This window comes from Pseudoduganella namucuonensis, from assembly GCF_900116645.1.
Taxonomy (GTDB): domain Bacteria; phylum Pseudomonadota; class Gammaproteobacteria; order Burkholderiales; family Burkholderiaceae_D; genus Rugamonas; species Rugamonas namucuonensis.
Genome location: NZ_FPBO01000001.1, coordinates 22258 through 38982, shown reverse-complemented (window position 1 = coordinate 38982; position 16725 = coordinate 22258). Strand labels below are relative to the sequence as shown.

General features: G+C 66.8%; 6 protein-coding genes. 3 read left to right on the top strand and 3 right to left on the bottom strand.

The window, feature by feature from the left end; all coding sequences use genetic code 11:
- Positions 1 to 161 precede the first annotated feature (161 nt).
- The 3 genes from BM436_RS00125 to pyrE all read right to left on the bottom strand — a co-directional run bounded on the left by BM436_RS00125 (position 162) and on the right by pyrE (position 2157).
- Positions 162 to 1019: an alpha/beta fold hydrolase gene (locus tag BM436_RS00125; protein WP_093552167.1), complete on the bottom strand. Its 858-nt coding sequence runs from the start codon at positions 1017 to 1019 to the stop codon at positions 162 to 164.
- Positions 1019 to 1393 (bottom strand): hypothetical protein, encoded by a 375-nt coding sequence (locus tag BM436_RS00120; protein WP_093552166.1) that lies wholly within the window; start codon positions 1391 to 1393, stop codon positions 1019 to 1021. The genes BM436_RS00125 and BM436_RS00120 overlap by 1 nt, the downstream gene beginning before the upstream one ends.
- A 98-nt stretch (positions 1394 to 1491) precedes the next feature.
- Positions 1492 to 2157 carry an orotate phosphoribosyltransferase gene (gene pyrE, locus BM436_RS00115; protein WP_093552165.1) on the bottom strand — a complete coding sequence of 222 codons (666 nt, stop codon included), beginning with the start codon at positions 2155 to 2157 and terminating at the stop codon, positions 1492 to 1494.
- An 83-nt stretch (positions 2158 to 2240) separates the two neighbouring features.
- Here pyrE and BM436_RS00110 point away from each other — a divergent pair, with 83 nt between their 5' ends.
- From BM436_RS00110 to BM436_RS00100, 3 genes are all read left to right on the top strand, one after another.
- The gene (locus tag BM436_RS00110) at positions 2241 to 3011 is read left to right on the top strand and encodes an exodeoxyribonuclease III (RefSeq protein ID WP_093552163.1); all 771 of its coding nucleotides are present in this window, start codon (positions 2241 to 2243) and stop codon (positions 3009 to 3011) included.
- Positions 3012 to 3148: 137 nt separating this feature from the next.
- Entirely contained in the window at positions 3149 to 9310 is a 6162-nt protein-coding gene (locus BM436_RS00105) for an Ig-like domain-containing protein (RefSeq protein ID WP_093552161.1), read from the top strand.
- Positions 9311 to 9506: 196 nt separating this feature from the next.
- Positions 9507 to 16700 carry an Ig-like domain-containing protein gene (locus tag BM436_RS00100; RefSeq protein WP_093552158.1) on the top strand — a complete coding sequence of 2398 codons (7194 nt, stop codon included), beginning with the start codon at positions 9507 to 9509 and terminating at the stop codon, positions 16698 to 16700.
- The last annotated feature ends 25 nt before the right edge of the window (positions 16701 to 16725 follow it).

The following is a 16725-nucleotide window of genomic DNA, read 5'->3' as shown; positions in this document are numbered from 1 at the left end:
ACAGAGGCTGGGGCCAGACCCATTGGGTCTGACCCCGGTTTTTGCACTTGGATTGCGCCCGAAACTGGCGCGATCACGCCAGAATCTAGCATAACCCGCCCGTGACGACGCCGGGCGCGCACGCGGCGCCAGGGACATTCGAGTATTGGGAAGGGTTTGAATCAGCCGCCGATGCGCGGCGTCATCCAGCGGAGGATATCGGCGAAAATGTCTTCGCGATTGGTTTCGTTGAAATTCTCGTGATAATTCGCCGGCTCGCAACGATATTCCAGCAATCCGCCATCCACCGTTTTCAACATGGCCTCGGCGGCGCGGCCATCGGCCAGCTTATCGTCGCCCGCGACCACCGCGTAAATGGGGAAACGCCAGGTCGGCATTTTCGCCGCCAGTCCCTTTTGCGCCTCGCTCAACGCATGACCGAAGCGCACCGTCAATTCCGACGCCCGCACATTATCCGCCTCGTCGGCGTGATGACGGGCGGTAATGGCCGCGTCATGCGTCAGCACATCGGTAAAAGACGCCAGCGGCACTTTCATTTTCGGGAAGAAGCGCGCCAGCAAGCCCGATATATTCTGCAATATGGCCGGAACTTTCACCGCGTTCACATAATACGGCGATGAAAGGATAAATCCCTTCACTTCGTCGCTGCGGCGCATGCGTTCCAGGCCGAACCTGGTCGCGATCAGCGCCCCCATGGAATGACCCATGATAAATATGGGCAAGTCCGGGTAATGCTTTTTTATCCACTGAAGAAACAGCTCGGCTTCATCGAGGAAAATATCGAAATCCGGAATATCCGCGCGGCGCTTGCCCTCATGCCCGCACATATCGAAACTGGCGAGCGCGATGTCGTGGTCGCGGAAATAAAGCGCGGGCGTCACATAATCGCCCGCGTGCGCCAAAGCGCCGTGCAAAGCCATGATAACGGCGCGCGGCTGCGATGGTTCCCATATATGAATGGTGCGCTCAGCACCGCCGCGCCCTTTGAACCGGGCCAGCCGGTCTTCGGCAAAGCGCATCAGGAGGTGATGCTGAGGGTAATGCCCATTTCCAGCAGCAGGCCTAATTCGGCCAGCGAGAAATCGAGGGTGGGTGCGCCGACGGCCGCGTCGCCGACGGTATAGGCGATGCGCAATTCGGCGGCGATCGACGGCGCGTCGAAGGTGATGCCGCGCGCCTGGCATTCAATCAGGAATCCATGCACCTGTTTTAACAGGGAACCCGGATCCTTGTCGGTGGCGAGATTGACGTAAAAACCGGAATCGATGCGTACCCGGCCATCCGGCCGCACATCGCCCTTCTTCCAGTCGCTGTCCGGCTCCACCGGCAAACCGTCGCGCACGTCGATCAGCGCTGCCTCGTCGCCGTACACTTTCAACGTTGCTATATTCATTCTTGCTCCACTTTTAATGTTACAGCAAAGAAAATATAGTCTAGCACACGCGCCAAGGGCCGCAACGCCCAAACCCGTCGGGCGTTGCGGCTCCGTCCTTAGGCCACGCCGTACTGGGCGCGGTAGGCGGCCACGGCGTCCTTGTGCTTCTGCAGTTCCGGATCGGCCGAGGCGTCCGACAGGAAACCGAACAAGTCTTGCAGGTTGCCGATGGAGATGACGGGAATGCCATAGTTGCGCGTCACTTCCTGCACCGCCGAGTATGGCGAAATCTGGCCATCCTTGGCGCCACGCTCCATGCGGTCCAGCGCGATCAGCACGGCGCAGGGTTCGGCGCCGGCGGCGCGTATCATTTCCACCGACTCGCGCACCGAGGTGCCGGCCGATATCACATCGTCAATGATGACAACCTTGCCCTGCAGCTTGGCGCCGACGATGGTGCCGCCCTCGCCGTGGTCCTTGGCTTCCTTGCGGTTGTAGGCGAAGGAGGTGTTGCGGCCCTTGCCGGCCAGCGCGACGGCGGTGGCCGACGCCAGCGTGATGCCCTTGTAGGCGGGGCCGAACAGCATGTCGAACTCGACGCCGGAGTCCAGCAGCGTCTGCGCATAGAACTGGGCCAGCTGGGCCAGCGTGGCGCCGTCGTGGAACAGGCCCGCGTTGAAGAAATACGGCGACTGGCGCCCTGCCTTGGTGGTGAAATCGCCGAAGCGCAAAACTCCCGTCGCCACGGAAAACGCGATAAACTCTTGCCGTAAATTTTTCACAGTTGCCTCTTAAATAGAAAGTGCCTGTATTTTAACTCCACGGCCACTGCCTCTGTCTCCCTTCCCGACCATATAGCCCGACCATGCCAAAAATCATTTCAGCGAACCTGAACGGTATCCGCTCCGCCGCCACCAAAGGCTTTTTCAACTGGATGGCCGCCCAGGACGCCGACTTCGTCTGCGTGCAGGAACTCAAGGCGCAAGCCGAGAACATGACGCCGGAGTTCCTGAACCCGGGCGGCTACCACGGCCATTTCCACTACGCCGAGAAGAAGGGCTATTCCGGCACCGGCATTTACAGCAAGATCGCCCCCGATGCGGTGCTGATCGGCTTCGGCAGCCCGGAGTTCGACGCCGAAGGGCGCTACGTGCGCTGCGATTTCGGCCCGCTGACCATCATTTCCGTGTACTGCCCGTCGGGCTCGTCCGGTCCCGAGCGCCAGGAGGCCAAATTCCGCTTCATGGACCTGTTTATCGAGCATTTGAAGCAGTTGCACGCCGAAGGGCGCGAAGTCGTGATTTGCGGCGACTGGAACATCGCCCACCACGAGATCGACTTGAAAAACTGGAAAGGCAACAAGAAAAACTCCGGTTTCCTGCCTGAAGAGCGCGCCTGGCTGACCCGCGTGTTCGACGAGGTGGGCTTTGTGGACGTGCATCGCGGCATCGACAAGCGCGAGGAGCAATACACTTGGTGGAGCAACCGCGGCCAGGCCTACGCGAAGAACGTGGGCTGGCGCATCGATTACCACGTGGCGACCAAGGGCATCGCCGGCAAGGCGCACCAGGTGGCCATCTACAAGGACGAGCGCTTCTCCGACCACGCGCCGCTGATCATCGACTACCACGCCTGATGCAACAATTCCGGGCCTTTGGGCCCGGAAAGCCGCATTTCTCCGTAGTTTCCCCGTTAAATTTCATTTCCCATGTGCAAAGGTTGATACTCCTTTGCTATTATATGGGACCGCTCCCATCCCTCCTGAAATAGATCATGTCCACCTCCACGCCCGACCTGAGCATGCCCACCCTCGCCTCGTACACCTCCGGCACCATCGGCACCAGCGGAAACATCGTCCTGACCTTCAGCGAGGCCATGGCGGCGGGCAGCGGCAACATTGTCATCACCGACGGCGCCACCCAGACCTATATGAGCGGCGGTCTGCTGCGCACCCGCATCGTCGGCGCCACCGACACCCGCACCATCAGCATCACCGGTCCCGAGGTGAGCATCAATGGCAACGTGGTGACGATCGACCTGGGCAGCGACCTGGGCGCCGGGCGCAAATACAGCGTGCAGATGGCCACGGGCGTACTGGAAGACTTGGCCGGCAACGACTTCAAGGGCCTGACGGACAGCACCAGGCTGAGTTTCACGACGTCAGCCGCCGCCGCGCCCAGCGCCGCCATCGACAGCGCGATCGGCATGACCGACACCGGCGCGCTGGCCACCGACTACATCACCAGCGCCACCAGCCAGGTGTTCAGCGGCACCTTCACCGGCACCCTGGCCGGCGGCGAGGTCGTGCAAGTGTCGCTGAACGGCGGCGCCACGTGGCAGCAGGCGGCCGTGTCCGGCAACAGCTGGAGCTACGCCAACACCATCTCCGCCAGCGGCAGCGTCATGGCGCGCGTCATCAACTCCGCCGGCGTGTCTTCCACCGCGCAGAGTCATGATTTCGTGCTCGACATCACCCCCCCCGTCACGCCCACCATCGTCCTGAGCAACGGCAGCCTGACGGCGGGCCAGACCAGCATCGTGACCGTGACCTTCGCCGAAAAAGTGAGCGGCCTGGACGCCGCCGACTTCACCGTGTCCGGCGGGACGCTGGGCGCATTCACCACCAGCGACCAGGGCATCACCTGGACCGCCACCTTGACGCCCACTTCCGGCGTCGCCAACGGCTCGGGCAGCGTCACCCTGTCCGCCGGTTCCATCACCGACATCGCCGGCAACACCGGCCCGGCCGCCGCGTCCAGCGCCACCGCCTTCAGCTATGACACCGCCGCGGCGCCGTCGGCGGTCGTCGACGGCGTCATCGCCATCACCGAGAGCGGTAGCAGCGACACGGACTACATCACCAACGCCACCAGCCAGAGTTTCAGCGGCAGCTACACCGGTACCTTGGCCAGCGGCGAATTCGTCGGGGTTTCGCTGGATGGCGGCACCACCTGGAACACGGCCACGGCCGCCGACAACGCCTGGAGCTACGCCGCCACCATCTCGGCCAGCGGCGGCGTGATGGCGCGCGTCAGCAACGACGCCAACCTGCATTCGACGGCACAAAGCCAGGTTTACACGCTGGATACCGCCGCGCCCACCGCGCCGACCATCGCCTTGACCGACGACAGCCTGACCGCCGGCCAGACCACCACCGTGACCGTGACCTTCGCCGAGAAAGTGACTGGCCTGGCGAGCGCCGACTTCACCGTGTCCGGTGGCACGCTGGGGACGTTCAGCACCGCCGACGAGGGCATCACCTGGATCGCCACCCTGACGCCGACCGCCGGCGTCGTCAACGGCTCGGGCAGCGTCACCCTGTCGGCAAGCGCGGTGACCGACGTCGCCGGCAATACCGGTCCGGCCGCCGCGTCCAGCGCCACCGCCTTCAGCTACAACACCGCCACCGCGCCGACGGCGGCCGTCGGCGGCGCCATCGCGATCACCGAGAGCGGCTCCAGCAACTCCGACTACATCACCAACGCCACCAGCCAGAGTTTCAGCGGCAGCTACACCGGCACCTTGGCCAGCGGCGAATTCGTCGAGGTATCGCTGGACGGCGGCGCCACCTGGAATACGGCGACCGCCGCCAGCAACATCTGGAGCTACGCCGCCACCATTTCCGCCAGCGGCAGCGTGATGGCGCGCGTCGCCAACGCCGCCAACCTGCACTCGACGGCACAAAGCCAGGCCTACACGCTGGATACCACCACGCCCGCCACACCCACCATCGCGCTCGGCGACAGCAGCCTGACCGCCGGCCAGACCACCGCCGTGACCGTGACCTTCGCAGAGAAAGTGACTGGCCTGGCCAACACCGACTTCACCGTGACCGGCGGCACGCTGGGCGAATTCAGCACGGCCGACCTGGGCTTCACCTGGACCGCCACCCTGACGCCGACCGCCGGTGTCGTCAACGGTTCGGGCAGCGTCACCCTGTCGGCAAGCGCGGTGACCGACAGCGCCGGCAACACCGGCCCGGCCGCCGCGTCCAGCGCCACCACGTTCAGCTACGACACCGCCACCGCGCCGACGGCGGCCGTCGGCAGCGCCATCGCGATCACCGAGAGCGGCTCCAGCAACTCCGACTACATCACCAACGCCACCAGCCAGAGTTTCAGCGGCAGCTACACCGGCACCCTGGCCGGCGGCGAATTCGTCGAGGTGTCGCTGGACGGCGGCACCACCTGGAACCCGGCCACCGCCGCCAGCAACGCCTGGAGCTACGCCGCCACCATTTCCGCCAGCGGCGGCGTGATGGCGCGCGTCGCCAACGCCGCCAACCTGCACTCGACGGCACAAAGCCAGGCCTACACGCTGGACACCACCGCGCCCGCCACACCCACCATCGCGCTCGGCGCCGAAAACCTGACGATCGACGAGACCACCACCGTGACCGTGACCTTCGCCGAAAAAGTGACGGGCCTGGCCAACACCGACTTCACCGTGTCGGGCGGCACCCTGGGCGCGTTCAGCACCAGCGACTCCGGCATCACCTGGACCGCCACGCTGACGCCGACCGCCGGCGTCGCCAACGGCTTGGGCAGCGTCGCACTGTCCGCCAGCACGGTGGCCGACATCGCCGGCAACACCGGCCCGGCCGCCGCATCCAGCGCCACCACGTTCAACTACCACACCGCCGCCGCGCCGACGGCAGCCGTCGGCAGCGTCATCGCCATCACCGAGAGCGGCTCCAGCAACTCCGACTACATCACCAACGCCACCAGCCAGAGCTTCAGCGGCAGCTACAACGCCACCCTGAACGGCAGCGAATTCGTCGAAGTGTCGCTGGACGGCGGCACCAGCTGGAACCACGCCACGGCCACCAGCAACACCTGGAGCTACGCCACCACCATCTCGGCCAGCGGCAGCGTGATGGCGCGTGTCGGCAACGCCGCCGGCCTGTACTCGACGGCCCAGAGCCAGGCCTACACGCTGGACACCACCGTGCCCGCCACGCCCACCATCGTCCTGACCGACGACAGCCTGACGGCCGGCCAGACCACCGCCGTGACCGTGACCTTCACCGAGAAAGTGACGGGCCTGGCCAACACCGATTTCTCCGTGTCCGGCGGCACGCTGGGCGAATTCAACACGGCCGACCTGGGCTTCACCTGGACCGCGACGCTGACGCCGACCGCTGGCGTCGCCAGCGGTTCCGGCAGCGTCACGCTGTCCGCGAGTTCGGTGACCGACATCGCCGGCAACACCGGCCCGGCCAACACGTCGGGCGGCGCCGAGTTCAGCTACAACACCGCCACCACCCCGGCCGCGGCCGTCGGCAGCGCCATCGCCATCACCGAGAGCGGCTCCAGCGATACCGACTACATCACCAACGCCACCAGCCAGAGTTTCAGCGGCAGCTACACCGGCACCTTGACCAGCGGCGAATTCGTCGAGGTGTCGCTGGACGGCGGCACCACCTGGAACACGGCCACGGCCACCAGCAACATCTGGAGCTATGCCGCCACCATCTCCGCCAGCGGCAGCGTGATGGCGCGCGTCGGCAACGCCGCCGGCTTGTACTCGACGGCCCAGAGCCAGGCCTACACGCTGGACACCAGCGCGCCGGGCTCGATGTCCAGCAAGACGCCGGCCCTGCTGACCGCTTCGGACACCGGCGCCAGCACCACGGACCGCGTCACCAGCGACGCCACGCCGACCGTCACCTTCAGCCTGCCGCTGGCGGGCGGATTCGCGGCCGGCGACATCATCGACATCATCGATACCGGCAAGGGGGACGAAGTGGTCGGCACCTACACGCTGACTTCGGCCGACCTCTCCGGGCAAGGCGCCATCAGCGTCACGCTCGACCAACTGAGTTCGAACGCCGGCGACGGCGACGCGCACGTGCTGAAACTGCGCGCGGCCGACGCGGCGGGCAACACCGGCACGGTCAGCGACTCCGGTCTGAGCATCACCGTGGACACCACCGCGCCCACGCTGCAAAGCACGTCGCCGACCGCCAACGCGACCGGCGTCAATCTCAACTCGACCATCACGCTGACCTTCGACGAGGAGATCTACCTCCACGGCAGCCACACCTTCAGCATCCAGACCGCCTCGCAAGTGGTCCAGGAAATCTCCGGCGAATCGGGCGGCTTCACGCAAAGCGGCAACTCCATCATCATCACCCCGCCAATCACGCTGAGCGCCGGCACCACCTACACGGTCACGATCAACTACGGCGACCTGGCCGATTACGCAGGCAACATCGGATACGCCCAGGGCAGCACGCTGGCCACCTTCACCACCGCGTCCATTCCGTCCACGCCGACGCTGTCGTTCACCGACACCGCCAACGCCACCGGCAGCGGCACGGGCAGCGACTACATCACCAGCAACGGCCTGATCACCGTCAGCGGCCTGACCGCCGCCAACGCGGAATACACGATCAGCGAGGACGATGACTGGCATGCGCTCACCATCGCCAACGGCGGCGCCACCTTTACGCTGGAAGGCGGCGCTTCCTACACCGGCTACCCGAAGGTGCGCCAGTACGACGACCCTAGCAATATCAGCGAGTATGCCTCCCTGGAGCAGGCGCTGACCGTCGACACCGCGGCCCCTTCCGCCTACGTGTCCAGCTACCCGAGCTTCTTCGGTCTCGGCGGCGTCGTCATCAACGCCCTGACGGGCAGCCTCAGCGCAGCGCTCGGCAGCGGCGAGTTCGTCGAGTACACCACCGACAACGGCGTCAACTGGACACGCGTCGGCACCATCGATGGCAGCGCCTGGTCACTCAGCGGCTTGCAGCTCGCCGAGGGCGGGGCCTTCGGTCTGCGCGTTTCCGACACGGCCGGCAACATCGGCGGCAATGGCGACCTGGATATCTCCTCCGGCTACACCGTATACGTTGGCGACGGCTACGGCGGCACCTTCAACGCCGCCACCATGCCCCACCTGCATGCCGGCTACGGCAACGACACCATCAGCACCAGCGGCAACGCGGCCGGCTACCTCGACGGCGGCGGCGGCGCCGACACCGTCAGCATCACCGGCGCCGTCTCCGGCGCCATCGACGGCGGCGACGGCAATGATGTGATAGAGGTCACGGGCGCGGTCAGCGGCACCGTCGACGGCGACGACGGCGACGACGGCATGACCTTCTCCGGCACGGTCAGCGGCGAGATCACCGGCGGCACCGACAACGACACCCTCGTTTTCAACGGCGCTGTCAGCGGCGCCGTCAGCGGCGGCAGCGGCACCGACGCGATCACGCTCATGGAAGCGGTCAGCGGCACCATCGACGGTGGCGAAGGCGCCGACAACATCACCGTCAACGGCGCGCTATCCACCGCCGGCACGATCACGGGCGGCGATGGCGCTGATACCATCGCCTTCTCCGGCCTTGTCAGCGGCAGCGCCAACGGCGGCGACGGCAACGACACGTTGACCTTCTCCACTACCGTCGGCGGCGACGTCGACGGCGGCAACGACAACGACACGCTGACCTTCTCTGGCTCGGTCGCCGGCGACGTCACCGGCGGCGCCAACGACGACACCATCGTCCTCAACGGCGCGGTCAGCGGCACCGTCCGGGGCGGCAGCGGCGCCGACACCATTTCTCTGAGCAGCCTGCCGACCGGCACCGTCGACGGCGGCAGCGGCACCGACACCCTGGTGCTCAGCGGCACAGGCCTGTCGATCGCGACCGCGCAACTGGGCGAGTTGTTGTCGTTCGAAAACATCAGCATGGGCAGCGGCAACAGCATGACGCTGACGCCCGCCGACGTGATGGCCTGGTCCGACACCGACACGCTGAAGATCGACGGCAACAGCACCGACACCCTCTACCTGGAGGCCAGCGCCTGGAGCAACCACATCTCGCTCGACCTGCTCGGCTGGGTGTCCTACATCCACCTGTCTTCCGGCGCCGTACTGCACGTCTACACCCACTTCGGCGCGGGCGTGGACATCGAGTGGGATGCCTGATGTCCGGCGGCCCCGGTAACGGCAGCGTGCAATTGCGGACGGGCGCGCGGGTGCAGCAGGATTTCGGCTGAAACGGGCAACTGGCGCTGTAACCAAGGGTATTCGTTGTTTGCAGCGCCAAAATTGTTTGCTAAATGAAAAAAATAGTGCCGGTTTGTTATGATAGTGGATTGCGCCCGCTCCCCTCTCCGCCATCATGCCTACAGTCGATCAGACCGCCCCCACCCTCGCCTCGTCCACCACCGGCACCATCGCCGCCGGCGCCAACATCGTCCTGACCTTCAGCGAAGCCATCGCCGCCGGCAGTGGCAATATTGTCATCACCGATGGCGCCACCCAGACCTATATGAGCAGCGGCGGTGTGCTGCGCACCCGGGTGGTGGGCGCGACCGACACCCGCACCATCAGCATCACCGACCCGCAGGTCACCATCGACGGCAACACGGTCACCATCAACCTGACCGGCGACCTGAAGGCGGGCGTGAAATACAGCGTGCAAATGGCCACCGGCGTGCTGCGGGACCTGACGGGCAACAGCTACAAGGGCCTGGCGGACAGCACCAAGCTGGCCTTCACCACCGAGGCCGCCGCCGCGCCCACGGCCACCGTGAACAGCGCCATCGGCATGACCGACACCGGCGTGCTGGCCACCGACTACATCACCAACGCCACCAGCCAGGTGTTCAGCGGCAGCTACAGCGGCACGCTGGGCGCCGGCGAGATGGTGCAGGTGTCGCTTGACGGCGGCGCCAGTTGGCAGCAGGCGGCCGTCTCCGGCAACAGCTGGAGCTACTCCACCACCATCGCCGACAGCGGCACCGTGATGGCGCGCGTCGCCAACGCGGCCGGCCTGTCGACCAGCGCGCAAAGCCACGGCTTCGTGCTCGACACCGCCGCTCCCGCCGTTCCCGCCATCGCGCTGGCCAGCGACAGCCTGGCGGCCGGCCAGACCACCACCGTCACCGTCACCTTCGCCGAGAAGGTGACCGGCCTGGAAGCGGCCGACTTCACCGTGACCGGCGGCGCCCTGGGCGACTTCACCAGCGCCGACGGCGGCCTCACCTGGACCGCGACGCTGACGCCCACCGCCGGCGCCGGCGCCAACAGCGCCGGCGGCATCGCGCTGGCGGCCGGCGGCGTGGCCGACCTGGCCGGCAACACGGGACCGGCGGCCGCATCCAGCGCCAAAAGCTTCAGCTACAACGTGCTCGGCGCGCCCGACGCCGCCGTCGGCGGCGCCATCCATTTCATCGATAGCGGATCCAGCGCCACCGACTACATCACCAACACCGCCGCGCAAACGGTGACCGGCACCTATACCGGCACGCTGGCCGCCGGCGAGAGCGTCGAGGTGTCGCTGGACGGCGGCACGACCTGGCACACGGCCGGCGCCACCGCCGGCGCCTGGTCCTATAGCGGCACGATCGGCGCCAGCGACACCATCGTGGCGCGCGTGACCAACGGCACGCTGCACTCCGCCTCCGCGTCCCAGACCTACGTCTACGACGCGACGACGCCCACCTTCACCACGACGCTCAGCGACACATCCCTGAAGGCGGGCGAGACTGCCACCATCACCATCACCTTCTCCGAGGCGGTGGTGGGGCTGGAAACGTCCGATTTCAGCGTCAGCGGCTGCACCATCAGCAGCCTGGGCAGCAACGACGGAGGCGTCACCTGGACCGCGACCGTCACCCCCACGGCGAACGCCAGCGGCAGCGGCTCCGTCACGCTGAGCGGCGCCGTGGCGACCGACCTGGCCGGCAACGGCGCCACCGGCGCCCAGGTGTGCAACTTCGACTACGACACCGCAGCCCCGGCCACGCCCACCATCGAGCTGAGCGACGCGGTGCTCGGCTCGGGCGAGACGGCGACGGTCACCGTCACCTTCGCCGAGAAAGTCACGGGCCTGGCCGCCACCGACTTCACGATCTCGAACGGCACGCTGGGCACATTCACGAGCGTCGACCAGGGCATCACCTGGACCGCCACGCTGACGCCGGCCACCGGCATCGGCGAAGGCAGCATCACGCTGAACAGCGGCACGGTGAGCGACCTGGCCGGCAACACCGGCCCGGCGGCGGCATCCTCGGCCATCGGCTTCAGCTACAACGCGCCGGCCGCGCCCACCGCGGTGGTGACCAATCTGCACTTCTTCAATCAGGCCTCGGGCGTTTCGCCGTACTACACCAATTCGTCCAGCCAGCAGATCGGCGGCACGTATGACGGCACACTGGCCAGCGGCGAATCCATCGAGGTGTCGGTGGACAACGGCGTCTCGTGGGGCACGGCCACGCTCCTCGCGAACAACTTCTTCCAGTTCACGCCCACCATCTCCAACAGCGGCACGCTGATCGCGCGGGTGACCAATGGCGACACCAGCACCACTCCGGTTTCGCACAGCTACACCTACGACACGACGCTGCCCACTCTGCTGAACGTGGTGTTCGGCGACGACTCGCTGAAAGCCGGCCAGACCACGCAGGTGACCTTCACCTTCTCGGAACAGCTGTCCGACGGCTTTACTCCCGCATTCAGCCAGGCGCACGGCACCCTGGGCGACTTGCAGACCTCCGACCACATCACCTGGACCGCCACGCTGACGCCGGAAGCCGGCTACACCGGCGCCGCCGGCCTGGTTCTCCAGTCGGGGTCCGCGCGCGACCTGGCGGGCAACGTGGCGGAAAGCAGCACGCACAACTTCACGGTCGACACCGTGGCGCCCGCGCCCGCGCTGACCATCAGCGACAACACGCTGGCGACCGGCGGCACCGCCACCGTGACGCTCAGCTTCGCAGAACCGATCACCGACACGCCGGTGGCGTCCGACTTCACCGTCGTGGGCGGCACCCTTGGCGCCTTCACCACCAGCAATGAAGGCTTCACGTGGACCGCCACGCTGACGCCGACCAGCGGCGCCACGGGCAGCGGCTCGGTCACGCTGCAGGCCGGTTCGATCAGCGACCAGGCGGGCAACACCGGCCCGGCCAGCGCCACCGCCGTCACCTTCGACTACGACACGCAAACCCCGTCGCTGACGGCGGACACGCTGGACATATCGGCCGACACCGGAGAGCTGGCCACGGACTTCGTGACCAAGACCGCCAGCCAGACCGTCACGGGTTCCTTCAGCGGCACCGTGTACGCCCCCACCGGCGCCAAGATCGAAGTCTCGGCCGACGGCAGCAACTGGACCCTCGCAACCGTCGACAATGACACGCACACTTTCAGCGCCACGGGCGTCACGCTGTCGTCGGGCACCGGCACGCTGCAAGCCAGGCTGACAGACTCCAGTGGCGCCACCAGCACGCAGAGCCACAGCTACACGCTGGACACCACGGCGCCTCCGTCGCCCACCGGCGTCACCTTCGAGCTTTACGGCGGCAGCGATTCCGGCGAAAGCGGCGATGACGGCGTCACTAACGACAGCGCACCGACATTCCTGCTCAATGTGCATAGCGCCGGCTTGGCGGCGGACACTGTCATGCGCATCTACGACGTCACCACCGGCACCTCGGTCGGCACGCATACCCTGAGCGCCGCCGAGGCGGCGGAAGTCAACTTCACGATGCAGATCAGCGCCTTGACGGCGGGCACGCACGTGCTGGAACTGCGCGCCGAGGACCTCGCCGGCAACTCTTCCTCGGGCGCGTCGGTGACGGTGATCGAGGACTACACCGGGCCCACGCTGACGCCCACCTCGATGACGGAGGGCGACACCATCAGCGCGGAGACCACCACCATCACGCTGACCGCCAGCGAATACCTGGCGATAGACGATACCCATGGCTTCTCCCTCAGCAATGGCAGCGACACGCGCACCATCGCGTTCGGCAGCGGCCCCGGCGACTACGCGTCGTTCGACAGCGGCACCAACCTGGTGACCATCACGCTGGGCGACGCGCTTGAACACGGCAGCGATTACACGCTGTCCGTCCACGGTTCCCCGCTGCTGGACAAGGCCGGCAACACGCTGGCGGTCGACACGGAAGTGCTGCACTTCTCGACCCTCTCGACCGTCTCGGCACCCTCGGCCTATGTGTCGAGCTATCCCTCGTTCTTCGGCAGCGGCGCGGCGATCAACACGATCACCGGCGCGCTGAGCGCGGCGCTGGAAGCGGGCGAGTCCGTGCAATACACGGTGAACGGCGGCTCGAGCTGGTCCACGGGCAGCACCAGCGGCTCGACCTGGACGCTCAACAGCGTCACCCTGTCCGGCGGTGGCGCGATCGGCCTGCGCGTGGTGGACGGCTCCGGCAACGTGGGCGGCAACGAGGAACTGGGAGTCGCGAGCGGCTACACGGTCTACCTCGGCGACGGCTACGGCGGCAGCCTCGACGCCGACACCATGCGCTACCTGCACGCGGGCGACGGTTCCGACACCATCTCCACCACCGGCGACGCGGACGGCTACCTGGACGGCGGCGGCGACGGCGACACCTTCACGATTGGCGGCGATGTCACCGGCGCCATCGATGGCGGCGATGGCAACGACACCATCTCCATCAGCGCCATACCGACCGGTTCAGGCATGGTGGACGGCGGCGGCGACACCGACACGCTGCTGTTCAACGCCTCCGGCCAAAGCTACGACTTGTCGTCGGCGGTGGCGTACCTGTCGTCGTTCGAGACGATCAGCATGGGCAGCGGCAACACGCTGTCCGTGTCGGCGGCGGCGGCGGCGGCGCTCACCAGCACCGGTGTGCTGACCATCGACGGCGGCGCCGGCAACACGCTGAACCTCGATACCAGCTGGGCGGAACTCGGCGCGGACGGCGGCTATGCCAGCTACTTCAACGCCAGCCACGAGGTGACGCTGGAAGTGGCGACCTCCCTCACGACCAACCTGGGCACATCCGGCCTGGCGGCGCCGACGCTCACGCTGGACGAGGACACCGCCAACGCCAGCGATGGGGACTCCGGCACCGACCATGTCACCGGCAACAACTCCCTCACCGTCGGCGACGTGACGGCCGCCCACTGGCGCTACTCGACCAACGGCGGGGGCAGCTGGACGGTGGGCAGCGGTTCCACCATCGGGCTTGGCGACGGCACCTACGCGGCCGGCACCATCCTGGTCCAGCAATACAACAGCGTGGGCAACGAGAGCGGTTCGGGCACGCTGGGCTACGCGCTGACGGTCGACAGCACCGATCCGGGATCGCTGGCGTCGATCTCGCCCACCCTGTACGGCGGCAGCGACAGCGGCGCCGAACCGGACGACCTGATCACCAATGACATGGCGCCCACGCTGTCCATCAACCTGGCCGGCGCCAGCCTGGAGGACGGCGACACGCTGCAAGTCTACGACCTCTCCACCTCGACGGTGGTCGGCTTGCACACGGTGGCGGCGTCCGAAGTGGCGTCCGGCGCCAGCGCCTTCACCATGCAAATCGACGCGCTGGAGGCGGGCTCGCACCAACTGGTGCTGCGCGCCGAGGACCTGGCAGGCAACACCGGCGTCCACAGCGCCACGCCGCTCGCCTTTACCCTGGACGATACGGCGCCGGAGCTGAGCGCCAGCTCGATCGCGCCAAACGAAACCGTGGACTACGACACGCGTAGCCTGACGCTGACCTTCAGCGAGGCGCTCGACATTTCAAGCGTCAACGGTTTCTCAGTGACCAACGGATCCGACACGCACGAGATCGTGTTCGAATCGGGCGATCCCGACGAATATCTCAGCTACAACGCCGATACTCACACGGTGACCATCCAGCTGGGCGAGAACCTGTGGTCCGGCTATACCTATGAGGTGAAGATTTTCAGCTCGTCGCTGGGCGACCTGGCCGGCAACTATCTTGAAGTGGAGACGACGCTGTTCTCGTTCTCGGTGGACGAGCAGCCCGTCCTGGCGCCGAACGCGCCCAGCATCAGCTTCACCGACACCAGCTACGCCACCGGCAGCGGCAGCGGCAGCGACCTCGTTACAAGCAACGCCAGCATCGCGGTCGCCGACCTGTACTCCACCTACTGGGATTACTCCACCGACGGCGGCACGCACTGGACCACGATAACCAGGGGTTCCGGCAGCACCGGCAGCTTCACGGCGCCCGACGGCGAATACGCCGACGGCGACATCCTGGTGCGCCAGTACGACGACACCGACCACTACAGCAACGGCGCGCAGTTCGGCACCGCGGTGACCATCGACACGACGGAGCCGACCGGCTATGTCTCCAGCTATCCGTCGTTCGAAGGCACTGGCTCCCCCATCGCGACGATCTCCGGGTCCCTGAGCGCCGCGCTGGGCAGCGGTGAGTACGTGGAGTACACGCTCAATGGTGGCGGCAGTTGGTCGCAGGCCAGCGTCAGCGGCGCCACCTGGACGGTGAGCGGCGCCACGGTCAGCAGCGGCGGCGCGATCGGCCTGCGCGTCACCGACACCGCCGGCAACATCGGCAGCCACGGCGACGACGCGGCCGGCTACACGGTCTACATCGGCGACGGCTATGGCGGCACCTTCGACGCCGCCACCATGCCCCACCTGCGCGCGGGCGCCGGCAACGACACCATCAACACCGCCGGCAACGCCGACGGCTACCTCGACGGCGGTGGCGACAGCGACACCTTCACCGTCAGCGGCAGCGTGTCCGGCACCATCGATGGCGGCGCCGGCAACGACACGCTCACGATAACGGGCGCGACGAGCGGCACCATCCATGGCAGCGGCGGCGTCGACGCCATCACGCTGAACGGCGCGGTCAGCGGCGACATCGATGGCGGCGACGGGGCCGACACCATCCTGGTCTACGCCACTCTAGAAGCCGCCGGCGGCATCATCGGGGGCGAAGGCGACGACATCGTGACCGTCTTCAGCTTGATGAGCGGTGCCATGACCGGCGGCGCCGGCAACGACCTCCTGAACGTCGACGGCGTCACCGCGGGTTCCATCGACGGCGGCGACGGCAACGACCAGATGACCTTGACCAACACGGTCAGCGGCATCGTCGACAGCGGCGGCGACAACGACATCCTCACCATCGCCGGTGTCGTCACCGGCAACGTGTCCGGCGGCGGCGGCGACGACACCATCGGCCTGGCGGCCATCCCCACCGGCTCCGTCGGCGGAGGCAGCGGCACCGACACGCTGATTTTCAACACCACCAGCCAGGACATCACGCTGTCCACGCTGCTGACGCACCTGTTCTCGTTCGAGAAACTCGCCCTGGGGAACAGCAACACGCTGCGGGTCGGCGCCAGCGACATCACGACGCTGTCCAGCGGCTACGCGGAAATCACCGGCTCGACCGGCGCCCATCTGTACCTGAGCGGCCAGTGGGTCGAGGTGGACGTGGTCGACGCCGACTACGACACCTATGCGCTCGGCTCGGCCACCGTGAGAGTCCAGACGGCGGCAGGCCTGGCGGTGCACCTGGACACCGCCTGATCCCGGCGGGCGCGCGGCGCGGCGC

What these genes read in the sequence shown, in the direction of transcription:
- BM436_RS00125 (WP_093552167.1), bottom strand. Translation starts at nt 1,019, where the DNA reads ATGCGCTTTGCCGAAGACCGGCTGGCCCGGTTCAAAGGGCGCGGCGGT.
- BM436_RS00120 (WP_093552166.1), bottom strand. Translation starts at nt 1,393, where the DNA reads ATGAATATAGCAACGTTGAAAGTGTACGGCGACGAGGCAGCGCTGATC.
- BM436_RS00110 (WP_093552163.1), top strand. Translation starts at nt 2,241, where the DNA reads ATGCCAAAAATCATTTCAGCGAACCTGAACGGTATCCGCTCCGCCGCC.
- BM436_RS00105 (WP_093552161.1), top strand. Translation starts at nt 3,149, where the DNA reads ATGTCCACCTCCACGCCCGACCTGAGCATGCCCACCCTCGCCTCGTAC.
- BM436_RS00100 (WP_093552158.1), top strand. Translation starts at nt 9,507, where the DNA reads ATGCCTACAGTCGATCAGACCGCCCCCACCCTCGCCTCGTCCACCACC.